The 17,675-nt window shown below is 71.7% G+C and carries 18 protein-coding genes; 4 read left to right on the top strand and 14 right to left on the bottom strand.

Annotated features, from left to right (window positions below):
• Positions 1-46 precede the first annotated feature (46 nt).
• Positions 47-931, top strand: a complete 885-nt coding sequence (locus NCG93_RS18140) for a putative endonuclease domain-containing protein (protein WP_194413134.1) — start codon at positions 47-49, stop codon at positions 929-931.
• A 699-nt stretch (positions 932-1,630) separates the two neighbouring features.
• On the top strand, positions 1,631-1,762 hold the full coding sequence (locus NCG93_RS20245; RefSeq protein WP_284444968.1) for a hypothetical protein: 132 nt from the start codon (positions 1,631-1,633) through the stop codon (positions 1,760-1,762).
• On the opposite strand, the gene NCG93_RS18135 is transcribed toward NCG93_RS20245, so the two are convergent.
• The 6 genes from NCG93_RS18135 to NCG93_RS18110 form a co-directional block, all read right to left on the bottom strand.
• Positions 1,759-2,895 carry a UDP-N-acetylmuramate dehydrogenase gene (locus NCG93_RS18135; protein WP_194413133.1) on the bottom strand — a complete coding sequence of 379 codons (1,137 nt, stop codon included), beginning with the start codon at positions 2,893-2,895 and terminating at the stop codon, positions 1,759-1,761. The genes NCG93_RS20245 and NCG93_RS18135 overlap by 4 nt on opposite strands.
• A 3-nt stretch (positions 2,896-2,898) precedes the next feature.
• The gene (locus NCG93_RS18130; RefSeq protein ID WP_194413775.1) at positions 2,899-3,303 is read right to left on the bottom strand and encodes a MaoC/PaaZ C-terminal domain-containing protein; all 405 of its coding nucleotides are present in this window, start codon (positions 3,301-3,303) and stop codon (positions 2,899-2,901) included.
• 5 nt (positions 3,304-3,308) lie between these two features.
• The gene (locus NCG93_RS18125; protein ID WP_194413132.1) at positions 3,309-3,758 is read right to left on the bottom strand and encodes an FAS1-like dehydratase domain-containing protein; all 450 of its coding nucleotides are present in this window, start codon (positions 3,756-3,758) and stop codon (positions 3,309-3,311) included.
• Positions 3,759-3,958: 200 nt separating this feature from the next.
• Positions 3,959-4,765, bottom strand: coding sequence for a sulfite exporter TauE/SafE family protein (locus NCG93_RS18120; protein ID WP_194413131.1), 807 nt, complete (start codon positions 4,763-4,765; stop codon positions 3,959-3,961).
• On the bottom strand, positions 4,762-5,661 hold the full coding sequence (locus tag NCG93_RS18115) for a DUF2510 domain-containing protein (protein WP_194413130.1): 900 nt from the start codon (positions 5,659-5,661) through the stop codon (positions 4,762-4,764). The genes NCG93_RS18120 and NCG93_RS18115 overlap by 4 nt, the downstream gene beginning before the upstream one ends.
• A gap of 93 nt (positions 5,662-5,754) precedes the next feature.
• A complete protein-coding gene (locus tag NCG93_RS18110) occupies positions 5,755-7,818 on the bottom strand; it encodes a heavy metal translocating P-type ATPase (protein ID WP_241741735.1) in 2,064 nt (687 codons plus the stop codon).
• Positions 7,819-8,094: 276 nt separating this feature from the next.
• On the opposite strand from NCG93_RS18110, the gene NCG93_RS18105 reads away from it, so the two are divergent.
• On the top strand, positions 8,095-9,477 hold the full coding sequence (locus tag NCG93_RS18105) for an alpha/beta fold hydrolase (RefSeq protein ID WP_252787598.1): 1,383 nt from the start codon (positions 8,095-8,097) through the stop codon (positions 9,475-9,477).
• A gap of 205 nt (positions 9,478-9,682) precedes the next feature.
• Here NCG93_RS18105 and NCG93_RS18100 read toward each other — a convergent pair whose 3' ends face one another.
• Positions 9,683-10,177, bottom strand: coding sequence for a GNAT family N-acetyltransferase (locus NCG93_RS18100; RefSeq protein ID WP_194413129.1), 495 nt, complete (start codon positions 10,175-10,177; stop codon positions 9,683-9,685).
• An 84-nt stretch (positions 10,178-10,261) separates the two neighbouring features.
• Between NCG93_RS18100 and NCG93_RS18095 the strand changes: the two genes are divergently transcribed.
• On the top strand, positions 10,262-10,870 hold the full coding sequence (locus tag NCG93_RS18095; RefSeq protein ID WP_252787597.1) for a rhomboid family intramembrane serine protease: 609 nt from the start codon (positions 10,262-10,264) through the stop codon (positions 10,868-10,870).
• Positions 10,871-10,893: 23 nt separating this feature from the next.
• Here NCG93_RS18095 and NCG93_RS18090 read toward each other — a convergent pair whose 3' ends face one another.
• From NCG93_RS18090 to NCG93_RS18060, 7 genes are read right to left on the bottom strand one after another with little or no spacing between them, the layout of a single operon-like run.
• On the bottom strand, positions 10,894-12,588 hold the full coding sequence (locus NCG93_RS18090) for an alkaline phosphatase family protein (RefSeq protein WP_194413128.1): 1,695 nt from the start codon (positions 12,586-12,588) through the stop codon (positions 10,894-10,896).
• Positions 12,585-13,334 carry a RibD family protein gene (locus tag NCG93_RS18085; RefSeq protein WP_194413127.1) on the bottom strand — a complete coding sequence of 250 codons (750 nt, stop codon included), beginning with the start codon at positions 13,332-13,334 and terminating at the stop codon, positions 12,585-12,587. Before NCG93_RS18085 ends, NCG93_RS18090 begins: the two co-directional genes overlap by 4 nt.
• Complete coding sequence (locus NCG93_RS18080) at positions 13,331-14,317, bottom strand: lysylphosphatidylglycerol synthase transmembrane domain-containing protein (protein WP_194413126.1); 987 nt, start codon at positions 14,315-14,317, stop codon at positions 13,331-13,333. The genes NCG93_RS18085 and NCG93_RS18080 overlap by 4 nt, the downstream gene beginning before the upstream one ends.
• The gene (locus NCG93_RS18075) at positions 14,305-15,195 is read right to left on the bottom strand and encodes a class I SAM-dependent methyltransferase (protein WP_194413125.1); all 891 of its coding nucleotides are present in this window, start codon (positions 15,193-15,195) and stop codon (positions 14,305-14,307) included. The genes NCG93_RS18080 and NCG93_RS18075 overlap by 13 nt, the downstream gene beginning before the upstream one ends.
• Entirely contained in the window at positions 15,192-16,205 is a 1,014-nt protein-coding gene (locus tag NCG93_RS18070; RefSeq protein ID WP_206687311.1) for a glycosyltransferase family 4 protein, read from the bottom strand. Before NCG93_RS18070 ends, NCG93_RS18075 begins: the two co-directional genes overlap by 4 nt.
• Positions 16,202-16,597, bottom strand: a complete 396-nt coding sequence (locus NCG93_RS18065; protein WP_194413123.1) for a 6-pyruvoyl trahydropterin synthase family protein — start codon at positions 16,595-16,597, stop codon at positions 16,202-16,204. Before NCG93_RS18065 ends, NCG93_RS18070 begins: the two co-directional genes overlap by 4 nt.
• Positions 16,594-17,658: a zinc-dependent alcohol dehydrogenase gene (locus tag NCG93_RS18060; protein ID WP_194413122.1), complete on the bottom strand. Its 1,065-nt coding sequence runs from the start codon at positions 17,656-17,658 to the stop codon at positions 16,594-16,596. Before NCG93_RS18060 ends, NCG93_RS18065 begins: the two co-directional genes overlap by 4 nt.
• Positions 17,659-17,675 lie beyond the last annotated feature (17 nt).

The following is a 17,675-nucleotide window of genomic DNA, read 5'->3' as shown; positions in this document are numbered from 1 at the left end:
ACGCCCACGGGCCGCCACTCAGCGCGCGAACGCCGACCATCGACACATGAAGTCGCCGTGGCTGCCACCGCATCTCGTGCCCGCGTTCACTGTTCGCGAAGGCCGAGAAGCGGGAATCACCGAACCGCAGCTTCGCAGCCGCAGGCTGCTGGCGCCGTTTCACGGCACGCGCGCCGTGCGCGAGGTGGACGGCTGGGTGCGCCTCCGACTCCTCATGCGGGCCCTCCCCTCGCATGCCTTCGCCTGTGGCCCGACGGCAGCGGTCGTGCTGGGCTTCCCCTTGCCTGCCGCCGTTCACCGTGACGCATTCGGTCGACCGACAATCGCGGTGCCGTATCCGAGCAACCGCATCCGTGGACGTGGTGTCCGCGGGAGGTCACTGCAGATCGGGGCGACCGACCTCAAGACGCGTCGAGAGATCCGTGTGACCAGCAATGCCCGGACTTGGCTGGACCTGTCCGCCGAGCTCGACCTGCCCGCCTTGGTCGCAGTCACCGACTTTCTGATCTCTCGCCGCCGACGACGTTGCACGCGAGAAGAACTGGCGGCTGAGCACGCCGCTTCGCCGCGCGCACCCGGCGCTCAGAACCGTCGGCGGGCCCTTGAGCTCTGTACGGAGCACTCGGAATCGCCGCGGGAGTCCGAGCTGCGGTGCGCGCTCGATCAAGCAGGACTGCCCCGCCCGGAGTGCAACGTCCAGATCTATGACGGTTCACGTTTCGTCGCTCGCGTCGACATCATGTATCGGGATCGCAAACTGGTGGTCGAGTATTACGGGGACCACCACCGCGACCCTGATCAGTGGAGCCGTGACGAGGTCCGGCGCGCGGAGTTGGAATCCTTCGGATACCGGGTCACCGTCGTCACACGGCGAGACTTCGACGACCTGGGTGCGCTCGCAGATCGGATCCGCCGCCTTCTCATGGCGTGAGCCCCGCGGGGACGAACGGTCTTCCAGCGTGGTCGCGCGCGCCCGCCGTGCCGCCGCCCGAGTCCGGGCTCCTGGCGACTCGCCAATGGGCCCGCACAGAGCGACAACTCTGGCGACTCGCCAAGAACGGCGTGTCGCGGCCGGCAGTGTGTGAGTCGCAGAACGGCACGTATATGCCAACGGCCTCGCGTCTCGCCAAAACGGCACGGGGCACCCGACAGTTTCCGGCGACTCGCCAAGAGCGGCGGAGGGAGGCCACAGTTTCTGGCGACTCGCCAGAAACGGCGGAGGGAAGCAACAGTGTCCGGCGACTCGCCAAAGCGACGGAGGAAAGCAACAGTGTCCGGCGACTCGCCAAAAGGCACGTGGCACCCGACAGTTTTCGGCGACTCGCCAAAAGCGGCGGAGGGAAGCAACAGTTCTGGCGACTCGCCAAAAGCGACGGAGGAAGCAACAGTTTCCGGCGACTCGCCAAAAGCGACGCAGGCAGACCGCCACTCCTGGCGACTCGCCAAGAACGCGGTGTCGACGCGACGCGCCAGCTGTTCTCGCACTCCGCCGGCTTCCGGCGACTCGCCAAGAACGTCGTCCCGCAGGTGCAGTTGCTGGCGAGTCGCCAAAATGCGCACCGGGCCTACGTCGACCTGTGACCGCTTCGTTCGTCGTCCTTGATGAGGACGATCAACGGAAGGACACCCCATGGGACGGCGAATCGACCTGATGATGGAACTGGCGGCGGCGCTGGCGAACCTGGCGCCCGCGCACCGAACGCTGCTGCTCGCGGACGACGACGAGAGCCACCGCGGGGACGGCGAAGGGGGCTGCGGCTAGAGCTCGACGTTGATCAGCACCGGCTCGGGCTGGAGCACGAGGCCGAACTCCGACTGCACGCGGCCCTGGATGAAGCGGGCGAGCTCGGCGAGCTCGGCGGCCGTGGCGCTGCCGCGATTGGTCAAGGCCAGCGCGTGCTTGGTCGACAGGCCGGCGCGCGAGCGCGGCAGCTTGAAGCCCTTGCGGACGCCGGCATGCTCGATCAGCCAGCCGGCGCTCACCTTGACGTCGGATTCGACGGTCGGCGCCGGGGGCACGTAGCCGTCGAAGTTCGCCAGCGGGATGACGAGCACCGGGTCGAGGTCGGGGTGCACCGGCCAGCGAGGACAGGCGTCGGGGAGCGTGCGTGCGAAGGATGCCGAGACCACCGCGTTCTGGAAGAACGAGCCTGCGCTGTAGGTGTCGGGGTCGTCGGGATCGAGCACCATGCCCTTGCTGCGGCGCGTCTCGAGGATGCGCTCGCGCACCCACGCGAGCGTCACCTCGTCGTCGGGACCGAGCCGCAGCGCGGTGCGCAGCTGCTCGCCGGCGATGCGGCGGGCGCCCGGACCGATCTCAGGGAGGTCGAGCGTCACCGACAGGATCACCGCGCGTCGAGACGGCGCCGAGCCGTAGTGATGCTTGAGCACGGAGGTCCGGAAGCCCAGCCCGAGCTCTGCGGCGGGCACCGTCGAGACTTCGCCGGTCGACTCGTCGAGGAGCTCCACCTCGCTGAGCGTCTGCACGATCTCCTGACCGTACGCGCCGATGTTCTGCACCGGAGCGGCGCCGACGGTGCCGGGGATCCCCGACATCGCCTCGACGCCGCCGAGGCCCTCGGCCACCGCGTAGGCGACGAGGGCGTCCCAGTCGTGGCCCGCCTGCACCCGCAGCCGCACGCGTCCGGCCAAGGGCGACGGCATCCGTTCGATGCCCTGGGTGAGCACGCGTACGACGGTGCCGTCGAAGGGCTCGTCGCCGACGAACAGGTTCGAGCCGCCACCCAGCACGAGCCAGTCGTCGACGGAAGCCCAGACGTCGCGCAGCGCTGCGACCAGCTCGTCGGTCGTCGGCGCGTCGATCATGCGCGCGGGCTCACCGCCGGTGCGCAGCGTCGTCAGGCGCGACAGTGGAAGGGGAGTGACGTCGGGCATGCGTCAGACGGTCCGGACGCGAACCTGCGCCTTGACCAGCACAGTTGCGTCGTTGAACGAGACGGTGAGGTCGATGCGGGCCGATTCGTCATCGACGGCGCCCACCTTCGCGACGACGGTCACGTCGGCGCCGGTCTCGGGATCGACGACGACGGGCTTGGTGAACCGCACGCCGTACTCGAGGATGCGTCCGGTGTCACCGAGCCACGACTCGATCGTGCCGACGGCGAGGCCCATGGTCAGCATGCCGTGGGCGAGGACGCCGGGAAGGCCCACCGCGGCCGCGATGTCGTCGCGGTAGTGGATCGGGTTGAAGTCCCCGGATGCCCCGGCATAGCGCACGAGCGACTCGCGGGTGAGATGCACCGTGCGCTCCGCCACGACATCCCCGACGGTGAGGTTCGTCAGCGCGCTCACTGGTCGCCCTCCCCCACGAGCAGGATGGACGTCGCGGTGACGACATGCTCGCCCGCGGCATCCGTGATCTCGGACTCGCTCGTCACCATCGCTGCCGCCCCCATGGCACGGATGCCGGTGACCGAGAGTCGCGCGGTGAGCTCGTCGCCGGCGACGATCGGCCGCGAATAGCGGAACTTCTGCTCGGCGTGCAGCACGTTCTGCAGCACGATGCCCGAGTCGGGCTCGCCGAGCAGCTGCTGCAGCGTCGCATCCGTGACGACGATCGCGAAGGTCGGCGGCGCGACGACGTCGGCATAGCCGAGCGCCTGCGCGGCGGCGGGGTCGCTGTGCTGTGGGTCATCGGCGAAGACGGCACGCGCGAACTCGCGCACCTTCTCGCGACCCACGAGGTAGGGGGCCGTCGGCGCGAAGTCGCGGCCGACGAGCTCGGGGTTCACTGGCACCAGGCCATCCTACCGAGCGGCTTCCGCCGGGCCGGCAGGGCGGCGGACGAGCACCCACTCGCCGAACCAGGGGGTCTCCGTCGAGACTCGGGGCGTCGCCCCTGGTTTCGGCGCGATTCCCCGGTCTCGCCGGGGAAAGCCCCGGCTTGGGCCCGAATCGCCCGGTTCGCCGCGGAAGGTTCAGACTCCCGCCGACCGGATCACGTCGGGCGGGGGCGACCCCGCCAGGCGCGCAGCGCCATCTGCACCGCGATGACCAGGAGGTACGCGGCGAAGAGAACGTTGGCCACGAACGGGTCGAGCAGGACCGCCGCCCACGCGCCCAGAGCAGTCGTCGTGCACGCCGCCACGCCGACGATCGCCGCGGCGACGAGGTCGACGTTGCGCCGGCGGACGTTGCCGATGGTGCCCGACACCGCGGTCGGGATCATCATGAGCAGCGACGTGCCCTTCGCGACGAGATCGCTGGTGCCGAACAGCACCATCAGCGCCGGGACCACGATGATCCCGCCTCCCACGCCGATGAGTCCCGACAGGATGCCGGTGACCACGCCCAGCACGACCAGGGCGGCGCCGCTCAGCAGGGTGAGGGAGAGTTCGGAGTCGCGCGAGGGGATGACCACGAACAGGCTCACGATCACGGCGACGAGGAATCCGACGAACGCCCATCGCAGGACGGTGAGCGACAGACGCGGAAGCAGCCACGTCCCGAGCTGCGCGCCGACGACGGCGCCCGCAGCGAGGAGCAGCGCCGGGATCCAGGCCACGGAGCCGTGCACGGCGTACGAGATCACGCCGACGGCCGCCGTCGGCACGATCGCCGCCAAGGACGTCCCCGCCGCGAGTCGCTGGTCGAAGCGCAGCAGCAGCACCAGGAACGGCACGATGACCGTGCCGCCGCCCACCCCGAACAGGCCCGACAGCAAACCGGCCAGGAGCCCGATCCCGATGCAGGCGAGGTAGAACCGGGCGTCGTGCGGCGGGCGCGCTGTCTCGGGCGCGCTCATTCGTACGTCAGCGCGTCGATCACCCACGCGCCGTCGACCTGCACGAGCGTGTAGTGGTACACCGTCGAACCCGGCGCCGGGTCGGAAGGCTGGCCGTCGGCGTCGACGAGCGCCGTGAACGTCTCGCTCGTGGTCACCGCGATCTCGTCGCCCTGGGTCTCGACATCGGTGACGGTCAGCTCGTAGTCATCGAAGTTCTGGTCGAAGGCGTCCGATTCGGCTTCGAAGGTGGCGCAGTCGGTGAAGCCGTTGTCGGTGCGGAACAGCTCCGAGGTCGCTGAGGTGAACGCGTCGCAGTCGCCCTCCTGCCAGGCATCGTCGTAGACCTCGACCGCGGCGACCGCCGCGCGCTCGTCGTCGGACTGCGCACCGCCGTTCGCCGTGGTGGCGGAGAGGAAGAGAAGCGGGATGACCACCGCGGCGGCGATCACGATGCCCAGGAGCACCACGCCCAGCACGACCCACAGGATCCACAGCTTCGACTTGCGCGGCTCGGTCGCCGCGACGAATCCGCCGCCGACGGGCGCACCCGGGTAGGCACCCGGCGCCGCGGGCGGGTACTGCTGAGCGGCGGGATACTGCTGAGCGGCGGCATACTGCTGCGCGGCGGCGGACGCCGGCTGTCCGGGAACCTCGGGCGGCCCCGCGACCGGAGGCGAGACGGCGTCGAGGGACGCGGAACCGGCGGGCTCCGCGGCCGACGGGGTGGCCGGCGCGACCGCGGGGGCCGCTGCCGGCTGCTCGAACCCCAGCTGCTCGGCGACGATCTCAGCCTCGGTCGGGGCCGGCGACGATTCGGGATCGGGCTGCGCGACGTGTTCCGTCCATTGCGCTCCGTCCCACCAGCGCAGTGCGCCGTGACCGTCGTCGTACCAGCCGGGAGGAGTCGTCGTCATCATCAAACCCTATCGTCGCGGCCGACCCTCCGCCGCGGCGCGAGGTCCCCGTCCCGCGGCGGGCTGGCCGCTGCCGGACGTGACCGCGGGGGGTCACCGGTCCCACACGCTCCGCGCACTGCGCCCGGGACGGAGGTCGAGCCGCCGCAGCAGCTGGGCGTTCAGCGCCACCACCACCGTCGACAGCGACATCAGGATCGCACCGACGGACATCGGCAGGACGAATCCGATCGGCGCGAGCACGCCCGCGGCGAGCGGCACCGAGATGAGGTTGTACCCCGCCGCCCACCACAGGTTCTGCGTCATCTTGCGGTAGCTCGCACGCGACAGCTCGATGACCGACAGCACCGAGCGCGGGTCGCTCGATGCGAGGATGACCCCCGCGGAGGCGATCGCGACGTCGGTGCCGGCGCCGATCGCGATGCCGACGTCGGCTCGCGCCAGCGCGGGCGCATCGTTGACGCCGTCGCCCACCATCGCGACCTTCAGCCCTTCGGCCTGGAGCTCGGCGACCTTGCGCTCCTTGTCTTCAGGGCGGACGCCCGCGAACACTCGACGGATGCCGAGCTCCTGGGCGACAGCGCGGGCCACAGGCTCCGCGTCCCCGGTGATCATGACGACCTCGACACCGAGCTTGTGGAGCGCGTCGACCGCCTCGCGCGACTCGGGCCGGATCTCGTCGGCCAGCGCGAGCCCGCCGACGACCTCGCCGTCCCGCACGATGTGGAGCACGATCGCCCCCTGCGCGCGCCACTCGGCCGACGCGGGCACGTCTGCGCCGCCGACCTCTTCGAGCAGGCGCGGACCTCCGACGCGGACGACGTGTCCGTCGACCGTCGCCGTCACGCCGACAGCGGGCGACGACGCGAAGCCCGTGGCTGCCGCGAGGGTGAGCCCTCGCGCCTCGGCGGCCCGGACGATCGCCTTGGCGAGCGGGTGCTCGCTGTCGGCCTCGGCGGACGCTGCCAGCGCCAGGACGGCATCGGCGTCCAGCGGTGCGACTGCGGCGAGCGCGACATCCGTGACCGTGGGCTCACCCTTCGTGAGCGTGCCGGTCTTGTCGAAGAGCACTGCGCCGATGGTGCGCATGCTCTCGAGTGCGAGCCGGTCCTTGATCAGCACCCCGCCGCGCGCCGCGCGCTCGGTCGCGATCGACACAACGAGCGGGATGGCGAGCCCCAGCGCGTGGGGGCACGCGATGACGAGCACGGTGATGGTGCGCACGACCGCTTCATCCGGCATCCCGAAAGCGGTCCATACGACCGCTGTCAGCACGGCGGCGCCGAGGGCGAACCAGAACAGCCAACCGGCCGCACGGTCGGCGAGGCGCTGCGCCCGCGATGTCGAGTTCTGCGCTGCTGCGACGAGCCGCTGGATGCCGGCGAGCGTGGTGTCGTCGCCGGTCGCCGTGACCTCGACCCGGAGTCCCGAGTCGGTGGCGACGGTGCCGGCCGTGACCGGGTCGCCCGTTGTGCGCGATACGGTCCGGGACTCGCCCGAGACCATGGACTCGTCCATGTCGGCGAGGCCGTCGACGATGCGCCCGTCGGCCGGCACGCTGCCGCCCGGACGGACCACGACCACGTCGCCGACGCGCAGCTCGGCAGGGGCCACCGTCACGATGCGGTCGCCCTCGACGCGCTCCGCCTCGTCGGGAAGGAGCGCCGCGAGCGAGTCGAGCGCCGACGTCGTCTGAGCGAGCGAGCGCATCTCCATCCAGTGACCGAGCAGCATGATGACGATGAGGAGGGCGAGCTCCCACCAGAACTCCAGCTCGTGGTGGAGCAGGCCGAGGCTCGCACCCCATGACGCGAAGAAGGCGACGGTGATGGCGAGCCCGATGAGGAGCATCATCCCGGGCGTGCGGGCTCGCAGCTCCGACACCGCACCCGTGAGGAACGGCCACCCGCCCCAGAAGTACATCACCGTGCCGAGCAGCGGCGAGATCCACCGCACGAACGGTGCGTCGGGCAGCGCGTAGCCGAGGACCATCGCGAACATGCCCGAGAACGCGACCACCGGGATGGCCAGCGCGAGGTTGATCCAGAAGAGCCGGCGGAACTGCGCGACGTGGTCCGCGCCGTGACCCGCGTGGCCGGCGTGGGCGCCGTGGTCGGCGTGACCCATCGCGGCGTGGTCGTGGTCGTCGTGAGCCATCGCGGCGTGGTCGCGCATGGCGCTGTCGTCGTGTTCGGCATGGTCACGCTCGACGGCCGGCTGTTCGTCGTGCGCGACTCCGCCCCGGTCGCGGTCGCGATTCGATTCGGTCACGGCGTTCTCCTCATCGGTACGAGATGGTCATACCCCCTAGGGGTATCAGAGTCAATCGTGGGCGGCGATGACGTATTCCCTCCGTCGCGAATGTCTGAGGCTCACGTCACACTGGCTGCACTGTCGTCACGCACGACACCGTCGTCACGCAGAGGAGTCGAAGTGGACATCATCCTGGTCGCCGGCCTGTGGATGGGCGGATGGGCGTGGTACGAGGTCGCGCCGGCCCTCGAGCGGGCCGGTCACCGCCCCGTCGCGCTCACGCTTCCCGGAATGGAATCAGCCGACGCCGATCGCTCGGCGATCACGCTCGACGACCACGTCGCGGCCGTCGTGGCGGCGATCGATGCGGCGCCGGGTGACCAGGTGGTGCTGGTCGGGCATTCCGCCGGCGCGGGCATCGTCTATGCGGCGGCCGATGCACGCCCCGACCGCGTCGCCCGGCTCATCCTCATCGGCGGATTCCCGACGCCCGACGGTGCACCGCTGCTCTCCGGCTACGAACCCGTGGGCGCCGATCTGCCGCTTCCCGAGTGGAGTGAGTTCGACGAGGCAGACCTGCGCGACCTCGGCGAGGGCGGCATGGCAGCGTTGCGGGCCTACGCGATCCCCTCCCCGGCCGGGGTGGTCACCGGCATCCAGCATCTCCACGACGATCGTCGGCGAGCGATTCCCGTCACGGCCGTCGCCACCGAGTACACCGTCGCCGACCTTCGCTCGTGGATCGCTGAGGGCGCGGCGTCCGTCCAGGAGTTCACGACCCTCGAGGACGTCACCTTCATCGACCTGCCGACGGGGCATTGGCCACAGCTGACGCGCCCGCAGCAGCTCGCACGCATCATCCTCGCGCAGCCGCCGCTCGGGGACGGCACCATCGAACCCGAGCTCGAGACGATCAGCGCGCGGGCCTTCCACGAGTCGGAGGGCGTGGACGATTGGCGCGTCCTGTACTGGGGTGCGCACGCGTTCTTCCGCGCGGACTCGTTCGCGCAGGGCGCCCGTCTGGTAGCCGAGATCGTCACCATCGCCGACACACTCGACCACTCCCCCGACATCGACCTGCGCCCCGAAGGGGTGTTCGTCAAGACATTCAGTCGCCGCGACGGCGCGTTGACCAGGACGGATGCCGAGCTCGCTGCATCGGTCTCGCGCGCTGCCCGCGAGCTCGGCCTCGAGCCCGACCCGTCCGTACTCACGGTCGTCGGCATCGCCGTCGCCCAGGGTCCCGATGCCCACGTGCGGCCGTTCTGGAGCGCCGCGCTCGGGTACGACCCGCTCGGCGCCGAAGATGCGATCGATCCCCTCCGACGCGGCCCACACGTGTGGTTCCACCCCCTCGAGCCGGCGAAGTCCGGCCGGGGCCGCACGCACATCGATATCTCGGTGCCTCGCGATCAGGTCGATGCCCGCGTCGCCGCGGCGCTCGCCGCCGGCGGCCGCCTGGCCGACGACTCCCACGCTCCCGAGTGGTGGACGCTCACCTCTCCCGACAACCACGGTGTCGACATCGCCGCGTGGACGGACGACTCCGACTTCGCCGGCTGACGAATCCCGACCGCTCGCGGCGTCAGCGGTCGCGGCTCCGGCGGGCGGGGCCACCGGTCGGGGCCACCGGTCGCGGCCACCGGTCGCGGCCACCAGTCGCGGCCACCGGTCGCGGCCACCAGTCGCGGCCACCGGTCGCGGCCACCGGTCGCGGCCATCGGTCGCGGCCAGCAGTCAGCAGTCAGCAGTCAGCAGTCAGCAGCCGTTACCGCACCATGCGGGCGTCGATGAGAGCGGGAACGCCCGGATAGGCCTCCTCGACGCCGTCGAACGTGAATCCGTTGCGGCGGTAGAACGCGATCGCCCGCGGGTTCTCTTTCGCCACCCACAGCTGCGCGGGCTCGTCCCCGACGACCTCGTCGAACAGCGCCTGCCCGGCTCCCCCGCCGTACTCGGTCGCGAGCACGTAGAGCATGTACAACTGGCGTTCGCGCGCCGCCTCCTGTCCCTCGGCCGCCGTGCTGGGGCCGGACGTCGCCAGGCCGATGATCCGCCCGTTCCGCTCGGCGACGCGGATGCGCCACTCCTCCCTCGGATTCTCCAGGAGCCGACGCCACAGCCGGTGGCGACCTTGCACGTACTCCTCGTCGAAGAACCCGTCGGGCAGGAGGTGCGTATACGTCTCGCGCCACGTCATCACGTGCAGGTCGGCGATCTCCGCCGCCTCACTCAGCTCCGGAACACGAACGATGAACGTCATCCCGTCATCCTGCCAGCAGCCCCGCATCAGCCTGAGCGTTTGGCACCGCCCGGCCTGGCGCCCCGCGGGTGCGACGATAGGCATGTGACGACCGCATCCTCCTCGCCCCGACGCGGGGGCGGCCTCCTCGCCCGGATCGCACAGCCACTGCTGCTGCTCGCCGTCATGTGGGTCGTCCGTGTGCTCGACGACCTGCTGCCCGGCGACGCCAACCGCGAGTTCGGCCTGCGGTCGTGGGCCCTCGACGGACTCGACGGCGTGCTGTTCGGCCCCGGCCTGCACGCGGGATGGCCGCATCTGCTCGCGAACAGCCTCCCGTTCCTCGTGCTCGGCGTCCTGGTCGCGCTGGACGGAATCGGCCGGTTCTGGGCGGTGACGGCTCTCATCGCGGTCGTCGGCGGGCTCGGCACGTGGATCTTCAACGCCCCCGGCGTCGTTACGGTGGGCGCATCCGGGCTCGTGTTCGGCTACTTCGGCTACCTGCTGTTCCGCGCCTTCGTCGCCCCGTCGCTCGGCCACGGCATCCTGTACGCACTCATCGCGACGGCCGTGGCCTTCGTGTACGGCGGCAGCATGCTGATGGGCGTCTTCGGTGCGCCTGCGGGCGTGTCATGGCAGGCGCACCTGTTCGGCGCGGTGGGCGGCGGGCTCGCCGCGATCGCGACCAGGCCGAGACGCCGTGCCGCGGCGTGAGTGTGCCCGGCAACCCGCCGGGCTCAGCGGTCCTCGCCGAACGCCGTGAAGAACCGGTCGCGGAACGCATCCATCCGCCAGGTCGGCGATGCGACGCCCGGCCGCAGCCCCGGCTCCCACTCCCACCCGGCGATCGCTGCGAAGACGGCGGGGTCCTCGGCGATGATGGTGATCGGGACGTCGCGCGCGGCATCCTCGCCGCTGACGATCGCGGCGGGCTGGTGGTCGCCGAGCGCGACCACCACGAGATCCGGGTCGTCGACGTTCTCGAGGAATGAGAACAGCGAGCCGAGCGCGTACTCGATCGAGAGCCCGTAGAAGCGCTGGACCGTCTCGGGATCCTCCCAGACGGCGCTGGCGGGCCGGCTGCGCTCCGGCTGCCCGTCATAGACGGATCCGTCGCCGATCCCCGACCACGGTACGAGCTCGGGAAGCGGCGCCCACGGGGTATGGGACGAGACCAGATCGATCTCCGCCATCACCGGTCGCGGCGAGTCGGCGAGCTCCCCATCGGCGAAGTGCTTCCACGTGTACTGATCGGGGATGCGCGCGTAGCCGAAGGACGGGCCGCGGTAGCCGACGTTCGTCGCGTCCAGCATCGTGTCGAAGCGATAGAAGTCCCTCCCGACCGACCAGTCCTGGGTGTTGGAGGGCACGTCGCTGACGGTTCGCCAGCCGGCGGCCGCGAACGCCGCGCTCAGCGTCAGCCGGCCGCTGCGGACAACCTCGCTGTAGACCGTCTGCGAGTCGATCCACATCCCCGTCTGCAGCGTCGCGTGCGCGAGCCAGCTGGCGCCACCGTACGTGGGCGAGGTGAGCCACGCGCTGCGGGCGGAGTAGCCCCGCGCAGCCAGCGCCGCCTGACCGCGGCGCAGCACATCGTCGACACCCACCGAGATGTCCTCGTCCTCCAGCGCGACCCGGCCATAGCTCTCGATGAAGGCGAAGACCACATGCTTGCCGCGCAGCGCGGTGAGGAGCCGCCCCTCGTCCGCGTCGGCGAACGGATCCTCTGCGATCGCGCGGGCGACGAGGTCTCGGGTGTGCAGCGCACTGACGGTGCGCGACACGGCCGAGCCGAGGGCGCCGGTGGATGCCGCGGCCGCCGGCGGATCGGCGAGGCCCAGCGGGGGTGCCACCGCCGCGATCGCGATCCAGGCCGCGGTCGCCGCGGCGAGCGCCGCACGCCCACGCCCCGCGTGCCGACGGAGCGACGCGTCCACGCGCAGCGCGGCCCACGCGAGGCCGGCCGACACCGCAGTCACGACGACGACGATCGCGACAGCGACCGTGGCGGCCGGCGCAGCACCGATCGAGGCCGCGACGACCCCGTAGGCGTCTCCCAGCTGCGGCCAGTCGAGGGGGACGAAATGGACGCCCAGAGCAGCCTCGTATCCCGCATCGATGCCCGCGAGCACGATGGCCAGGCACACGAACAGCCCGAAGGCTGTGGCGAGCACGATGCGCACCCACGCCCACACGCCCCGAGGACCCCGCGTCGGCGCCGCGGAGTTCAGAAGCGGGGACCCCGACGGCAGCAGCGCCAGCACGAGGAGGACGATGATCGACTCGACGGGAAGGCGGGCGAACGCGAGCAGCGATCCGGACGTCACGACGCCGGGCACAAGCGGCAGCACGACGAGCAGGGCGACGGATGCCGCGATCGCGAGGCGGGTGCGCCATGCCCGGGTGGCCCTACCCGGGGGCGGGAGGCTCACGGGAGCTCGACGGAGACCGGCTCCCGCCCGGCTGCGGCGCTCCCCGGCTCGAGCATGCCGAACCGGTCGGAGAGGGCATACCGCAGCAGCACCACATCGCCGATCCTGCGGGTGTCGGCCAGCCGCGCGCGGCGGGAGGCCGTCCAGGGAAAGGCCCCGGGCCCGACGACGCGCGGCGCGCGAGCCTCGCCCACGAAGAACGGCGCGACGACGAGATGCAGCTCGTCGGCGAGGTCCGCACCGAGGAACTGCGTCAGCACCGTGCCGCCGCCCTCCACCATCAGGCTCCGCACACCCTGTTGCGCGCCGAGATCGTCCAGCAGCTCCGCCATCGCGACGCAGTCGTCACCGAGACCGACCACGATGGCACGGTCGCCCAGCCGCTCCTGCAGCTGCGCCTGCCGATCCTGCGGGCAGTACACGATCCTCGGGCCCTCACCTGTGGTGAAGAAGGCGGCGTCGGGCTCGAGCTCGCCGCTCGACGTCACCGTCACCTTGGCCGGCGATTCCCGAAGACCCGCAGCCAGCCGCCGCGCCCGGCGCGCGGCATCCCGCACCAGCAGTCGAGGGTTGTCTCGGCGCACCGTCGAGGCGCCCACCATGATCGCGTCATGGAGGGCGCGCACATCGTCGACGCGGTCGAGGTCTGCCGCATTCGACATCGCCAGCCGATGGGGCTCGGCGCTGTCGAGATAGCCGTCGATCGACATCGCGCAGCTGAGCGTGACGTACGGTCGCTCGCTCACTTCGACTCGCTCCGCTCGCTCAGTGCCTCGCATACGGGTCTCCCACCCCCGATGATGCCCCTCCCCCGAGTCGAACGGAAGCGGTTGACAAGCAGCCCGATCGCCCCGGGCGCGACGGCGATGACAGTCAGCACGCCGAACGCGGTCGAGACGGATACTCCGGCGGGGGCGCCCAGTCCGGCGAGTGCGAACGCGGCCGCCGCGACGGCTTCCCGCGGTCCCCATCCTCCGACGTTGACGGGGATCGCCGCCGCGGCGAGCACGATCAACGCCACGAAGCCGAGCTCGCCGGCGCCCACGTCCACCCCCACGGCGAGACCGGCGACCACGAACGTGGCCGCGTGCGCCGCCACGACGAGGACGGACGTCGCGATGACGGCGAGGAGCGTCAGCGGCCGGGAGAGCACGGGCCGCAGCATCCGATATTCACGAACGAGGAGGGAGCGACCCCTGCGGGTGAACGCCAGTGCCGCGATCGCCGCAACGACGACGAGCGCCATTGCTCCGCTGATCCACCCGAGGGGCGCCAGGGGGGACGACAGGCCGAGGGGCAGCAGGATCGCCAGTGTCAGAGCGATCTGCACGAGCTGTCCGGCGATACGCTCCGCCGCGACCGCGCGGGCGGCGAGATCGAGACGGTCGTGCCGTCGGCCGTGGACATAGGCACGCTGCACATCCCCCACGACGCCGCCCGGAAGCACCGTGTTGAGGAACTGCGACCGGTAGTACGCGGTGAACGCCTCGCCCCAGGTGAGGGGCAGCCCGAACCCCGCCGACACCGTCCGCCACCGCCAGGCCGCTGCGGCCGTCGCCACCGCCGTGAGCGCGACGGCGGCGAGGATCGTCCAGGCCGAGAGCGACGCCAGTCCCGCGACGAACGGCGCGGCACCGACGACGGCGGCCGTGCCGACCACGACCGCCAGCGCCGCCACGATCCGGACACCGGACCGCGCGCGCGGGGACGGACTCGTCAGCCAGGCCACGCCAGCAGGTCCTCATGCGACACCGTCACCCGCAGCCCGGCCGCGTCGGCCTGCGCCCGACGGCGACGGCGATAGGCCTCGGCGTCCTCGGTGAGCTCGGGCCGCTGCTCGACGGCGGCGTCGACCCACCCGTCCAGCCAGGCGGCGACGAGCGCACGGTCGCTGCGCCTCAGGCGCCACGGAGTCGGCGCCCGGCGCACGTGCCACCCGGCGTCGGCGAACAGCGCCGCTGTCACAGCGACCGCATCGGGCCCCAGCATCCGTCGCCCCTCGGCGTCGCGCCGCTGGTGGTCGTTGAAGGCGGCGGCGATGGCCCGCTCGATCGTCTCGTCCGGCCCGGAAGGATGCAGCGCTGCCGAATGCAGCCCCGACGAGCGCAGCCCTGTCGGATGCCGCCGCGCCGCGCGTACCCGCACCCCACCCGTCACGGTCAGGCTGAAGAGCGCGGGGGTTCCGGCCGCGACGCAGGCCGCGACCACGTGCGCGGCCTCGGCCCTCGTGATCACATCGAGGAGAGCGGATGCCGTCACCGCCGCCGCGCCGTGAAAGGCGTCGCTCGGCAGCGCGGCGAGGTCTTCGACGACGACCTGCGTGTCGATGGACCGGCGCCCGGCATCGGTGACCGCACTGAGGTCGAGATGCTCGACGATGTCGGCGTCGCCGTCGCGCAGCACCCACTGCTGCGGACCCGGAAGCCGCGGCGCGAGCCAGCGGGTCATCGATCCGGTTCCCGCTCCGAGGTCGTGCAGCAGCACCGGTCCCGGCACTGCGGCCAGCATGCGGCCGAGTTCGTGCGCGAGTTCCGGCGAGCGCGCGGCATCGTCGGCCGGCGCCCGCAGCGCGAGCCAGTCGGCTGTCGCCGTCGAGATCGAAGTCATGCCGCCTCCAGGGCGCGGGAGACGTCCGCGACGGTGTCGGACCACGTCGGCAGGGTCTCGCGCGACGCCAGCGCTTCACGCCGGAGTCGCGCCCGCAGCTGCGGGTCCGACATCCACGACTCCAGCGCGTCGGCGAGCGCCGCGGGGTCGTCGGGCGGCACGAGGAGGCCGCCACCGCCGGCGAGCGCGTCGGGTATGCCGCCGGCCGCAGCACCGATCACCGGCAGTCCCCGTGCCCTCGCGTCGGCGATCGCGATGCCCCAGCTCTCGACGCGGGACGGCGCCACGAGCAGCGCGCTGCGGCCATACGCCTCGGCGAGCCCGTCGTGGTCGAGCACACCGGTGAGCCGCACCCGCCCGTCGAAGGCCGCCGCACGCCGGGCGATGGTCGCCGCGAACTCCGGGGACGGTTCCGAGGATCCCGCGATCGTGCAGGTCCAGTCCTGCGTCGGAAGCCGCGCGAGCGCGTCCAGCAGCGTGTCCTGCCCCTTATGCGGTGCGAGCACTCCCACGCACAAGAGGTCGTTGTCGGAGTGCGGCGAGCCCGGGTCGGCCTCATTCACACCGGGTACGGCGACCCGGATGCGCGCCGGGTCGGTCAGCCCTCGCCGCGACAGCTCGCCGGCGGTCCAGCGACTCGTCGTCACCACCGTCCGCGCGGCCGCCAGTGCGCGCCGCTCGGCGTCGGCCGCGGCATCCGTCGTATCGGGGAATGCCGCGACCACCATGTGCGCCAGCAGCACGACGCGGAGCCTCGACGCCTCCTCTTCGAGCGCGTCCGGCGCCCACCCCGCCACGAGTCCGTCCACCAGCGCCAGCGCATCATCGGGTGCACGGCGCAGAGCGGATGCCGCGTCCCCCGCGTCCGCCACCTCGAGCGTCTCCACGGCCCAGCCGCGGGCAGGCAGTCCGTCGCGGATGTGCCGGTCGTAGACGTTTCCGCCGCTCACGCGGCGCGGATCATCGACCCCTTCCGGGACCAGGAAGCGGACCGAGGGGCCGCTCGTCACAACGACACCTCGTACGAGGCCCACGCCACGTGCGACTCGTGGAGGGTGACCGTGATCCCGGTCAGTCGCGCCGCGCCGACAGCGCCGTCCCGCACGCGCGCGGCCAGCCGGTCGCCCACGACCTGACACAGCCGCTCCGTCGTGGTGTTGACGCCCTGCAGGTCCGGCTCGTCGTCGAGGTTCCGGTAGGTCAGCGCGCCGACGATCTCGCGCACCACGTCACCCGCGCGACCGATGTCGACCACGACCCCGTCGGCGTCCAGCTCGTCGGCGCGGAACGTGGCGTCGACGAGGAAGGTCGCGCCGTGCAGCTGCTGCGCGGGCCCGAAGACGTCGCCGCGCAGGCTGTGGGCGATCATCAGGTGGTCGCGGACGGTGACGCTGAACGTCATGCGGTGCTCCAATCGATGGTGTGGCAGAGTTCGCCGGCCGTGCCCGCCGCGAGCGCGGCGGTGACCTCGGGCAGCTGTCGCCACGACGAGGTGCCGCCCAGCAGCAGATCGAACGCGGGATCCTCGAGCAGCCGGAGTGCGACGCCCAGGCGATCCCGTGTCGTGCGGGTGGACCGCCGGCGGGACGACACCGCGCCGACCTGGCTGGAGCGGATCGTGAGCCGCCGCGAGTGGAAGTCGGCGCCCAGCGTGATCGGCACGGGCCGGCTGCCGTACCAGCTGGCGACGATCACCTCGCCATCCGTGGATGCCAGCCGCAGGGCGAGCTCGAGCCCCGCTCCGCTGCCGCTCGCCTCGATCACGACATCGGCCTCGGGCTGCGGCTGTGTCTGTATCTCCGGCTCGGGCTGTGGCTGTGTCGGGGCGAGCATGAAGTCCGCGCCGAGCTCGCGGGCGAGCCGCTCCTTCGCCGGGTCGACGTCGATGAGAGTCACTCCGATGCCCGGGATGCCGCGCGCCACGCGTGCGATCGCACAGCCGATCATGCCGGCCCCGACCACGACCACGCGGTCGCCGACGAGCGGAGCGACATCCCAGAGGACGTTGACCGCGGTCTCGACCGCACCCGCCAGCACGGCACGACGGGGCGGAACGCCTTCCGGCACCGGGACGAGGGCCTCGACCGGGACGACGTAGCGCGACTGGTGCGGCACCAGGGCGAACACCGGGCGGCCGGTGAGATCGGCAGGGCCTTCCTCCACCCGCCCCACGTTGAGGTAGCCGTACTTCACCGGGAACGGGAAGTCCCCGCCCTGGAACGGCGCCCGCATGCGATCCCGCTCGGAGGCCGGCACCTCGCCACGGGCGACGAGCACCTCCGTCCCCCGGCTGATGCCCGTCCAGAGCGTCCGCACCGACGCCTCGCTGCCAGTGGGGACGGGGAGCGACTCCGACCGGAACTCTCCCTCCCCCGGCCCGATCGTCCACCATGCGTGCGCGGCCTCCGCAGGATCGCGATGAACCGCGGCGGGTACCTGCGTCGTGTCCCCCGTGACCGCCATAGGGAGTACACGGAGCG

It is taken from the genome of Microbacterium yannicii (assembly GCF_024055635.1).
GTDB classification, from domain to species: domain Bacteria; phylum Actinomycetota; class Actinomycetes; order Actinomycetales; family Microbacteriaceae; genus Microbacterium; species Microbacterium yannicii.
This window is presented reverse-complemented; position numbering and strand designations above follow the sequence as displayed.